The following is a 2,509-nucleotide window of genomic DNA, read 5'->3' on the forward strand; positions in this document are numbered from 1 at the left end:
AGGTGGCCGTCGAAGGCGGGGAGCCGTTCGAGTCGTTCGAGCCTGGTCAGCAGGGCCGCGGGATCGGTGGCGGCGGTGGGGAGCAGGGCGCGGGCCAGGATGAGTTCGAGCATGAGCCGCGGGCTGGTGGTGCCGCGCATCTCGATGAGGCCGGCGTGCAGCACGTCCGCGGTGCGGGAGAGCTCCGCCGGACCGACGGAGGTGGCCTGGGCGCGCATCCGGTCGACCTGGTCGGGGGAGAAGGACTCGAGCAGGCCGCGGTCGGTGGCGTCGGGGACGGCCGCCATCACGATCAGGTCACGGAACCGGTCGAGCAGGTCGAGGGCGAAACGCCGCGGGTCGTGCCCGGCGGAGACGACCTTGTCGACCACGGTGAACAGGGCCGCGCCGTCCCGGCGGGCCAGCGCGTCGACCGTTTCGTCGAGCAGGACGCCGTCGGTCATGCCGAGCAGCGTCACTGCCCGCTCGTAGTGCAGGCCGTCATCATCGGCGCCGGCGAGCAGCTGGTCGAGCACGGACAGTGAATCACGCACCGAACCGGCGCCGGCCCGCACGATCAGCGGCAGCACCGTCGGGTCGACCGGCACCCCCTCCTGCTGGCAGATCGACGCCAGATGCTCACGCAGCACCGCCGGCGGCACGAGCCGGAAGGCGTAGTGGTGCGTGCGGGAGCGGATCGTCGGCAGGACCTTGTCCGGCTCGGTGGTGGCGAACACGAACTTCAGGTAGGGAGGAGGTTCCTCGACGACCTTCAGCAGCGCGTTGAACGCCGCCGCCGTCACCATGTGCGCCTCGTCCACCACGAAGACCTTGAACCGGGCGGACGCCGGCGCGAAGAACGCCCGTTCGCGCAGGTCACGGGCATCGTCGACGAGGCCGTGGGAGGCGGCGTCGATCTCGGTGACATCCATCGACGATCCGGTGCGGATGCCGACGCACTCGTCGCACACCCCACACGGCTCCGGTGTGGGCCCGTGGACGCAGTTCAGCGAGGCGGCGAGGATGCGCGCCGAGGACGTCTTGCCGCAGCCCCGCGGGCCGCTGAACAGGTAGGCGTGGTGCAGCCGGCCCGTCGACAGGGCTCTGCGCAGCGCGTCGGTCACGTGCGCCTGGCCGACGATCTGGGCGAAGGTCGCGGGACGGTACCGGTTGTACAGCGCTGCGCTCACTGGCCTGCTCCACGTGCTCGTCGAGAAGATCGGCGAAACGAGGGGACCCCCCGCACACCCGCCAGAGCCCGCTTACCCTTGCTGCCTTCCGGCCCTGGGGGAGTTCACGAGGATAACGCCGCACGAGGGGTCTGCTGGGCAGTCTAACCTGCCCAGGGCGATCATGGACGCCGAGGTCCCCCCGCGTCGTCCCACCCACCCCCCTGCACACGGTCCGCTGACGATCAGATAGTCTTGTTAGCGGAGGATTCGCCTAGTGGCCTAGGGCGCACGCTTGGAAAGCGTGTTGGGGGCAACCCCTCGAGGGTTCGAATCCCTCATCCTCCGCAAGTGATCTGCCTGGTAGACGGGCTGTCCGGCGGTCGATGCCATCGCGCGGGCCGACAGCCGAAGCAGCCCCCGTCTCAGTTCTCGTCTCAATAGGCCCTCTTGGCGCCCCCCGCTGGTGCTTCCTGGCCGTCGGACGACGGCTCCCACAGCAGTCGGCCCAGCCTCGTGGCCACGTCCTTCAGGACGGGGTCCGTGAGGTGCTGGTAGCGCTGCCGCATGTCGGCTGACGACCATCCCATGATCCCCATGACGGCACGGTCCGGGACGCTGAGAAGCAGGAGGACCGTCGCCGCGGTGTGCCTCGCGTCGTGAAGCCGGGCGTCCCGCAGCCCTGCTGTACGCAGCAAGTCCTTCCACTCGTGGTAGTCGGTGTTCGGGTTGAGTGGCCGTCCCACCGGGTTCGCGAACACCCAGCATTCGTCATGCCAGAGCTGTCCCGCGTTCTCGCGCTCCTGGTGCCGCCGAAGGATTGCGACCAGTTCCTCGGGCAGGCCGACCGGACGCTTGCCTGCCCGTGACTTCGTGTCCTTTGTGTCCGCGCGTACCTGCTTGCGCTGGGGGCAGTAGCCGGCCTTCCGCCCGCAGGACTGGCCGCACCCGTGTTCGTACTTGGGCCGCAGACGGCCACGGCGCACGCGGAGCACTCCGGCGTCCAGGTCGACATCCGGCCACTTGAGCCCAAGTGCCTCGCCCTGCCGAAGTCCGAGGGCCAGGGCGACTGCCCACCGCGCGCTGTTACGCCGCTTGGCGGCTTCCAGAAGAAGACGCTGAACCTCATCGACTGAGAATGGTTCTACCTCTTCCTCCTCCAGGCGTGGGGGCTTTGCGAGTTTCGCTGGATTCTGCGCGAGATGTCCCCGCCGCACGGCTTCGTTCAGCGCCGTCCGCAAGGTGCGGTGCGCCTGGTGAGCGGTACCGGCGGAGCTGCCGGCATCCTGCATCTTCCTGCAAAGCCGTTCGATGTGTTCCGGCTCCAGACGGTCCAGGCGATGCGCGCCGAGGCCCGGGTC

At 69.3% G+C, this 2,509-nt stretch carries 2 protein-coding genes, 1 tRNA gene and 1 other RNA gene; 1 reads left to right on the plus strand and 3 read right to left on the minus strand.

All coding sequences use genetic code 11. From position 1 onward, the window contains the following. A partial coding sequence (locus tag G6R24_RS20170) for a DNA polymerase III subunit gamma and tau (protein WP_163550719.1) occupies window positions 1-1,169 on the minus strand: 1,169 nt, incomplete at its 3' end. Window positions 1,170-1,207: 38 nt separating this feature from the next. Beyond that, window positions 1,208-1,304, minus strand: an RNA gene (gene ffs / locus G6R24_RS20175) — signal recognition particle sRNA small type. Between the two features lie 107 nt (window positions 1,305-1,411). Here ffs and G6R24_RS20180 point away from each other — a divergent pair. Then, window positions 1,412-1,496: transfer RNA gene (locus tag G6R24_RS20180), tRNA-Ser, on the plus strand. 89 nt (window positions 1,497-1,585) lie between these two features. Here G6R24_RS20180 and G6R24_RS20185 read toward each other — a convergent pair. Continuing rightward, a partial coding sequence (locus tag G6R24_RS20185; RefSeq protein ID WP_163550720.1) for a tyrosine-type recombinase/integrase occupies window positions 1,586-2,509 on the minus strand: 924 nt, incomplete at its 5' end.

Source organism: Candidatus Frankia nodulisporulans (assembly GCF_902806475.1).
Classification (GTDB): domain Bacteria; phylum Actinomycetota; class Actinomycetes; order Frankiales; family Frankiaceae; genus Frankia; species Frankia umida.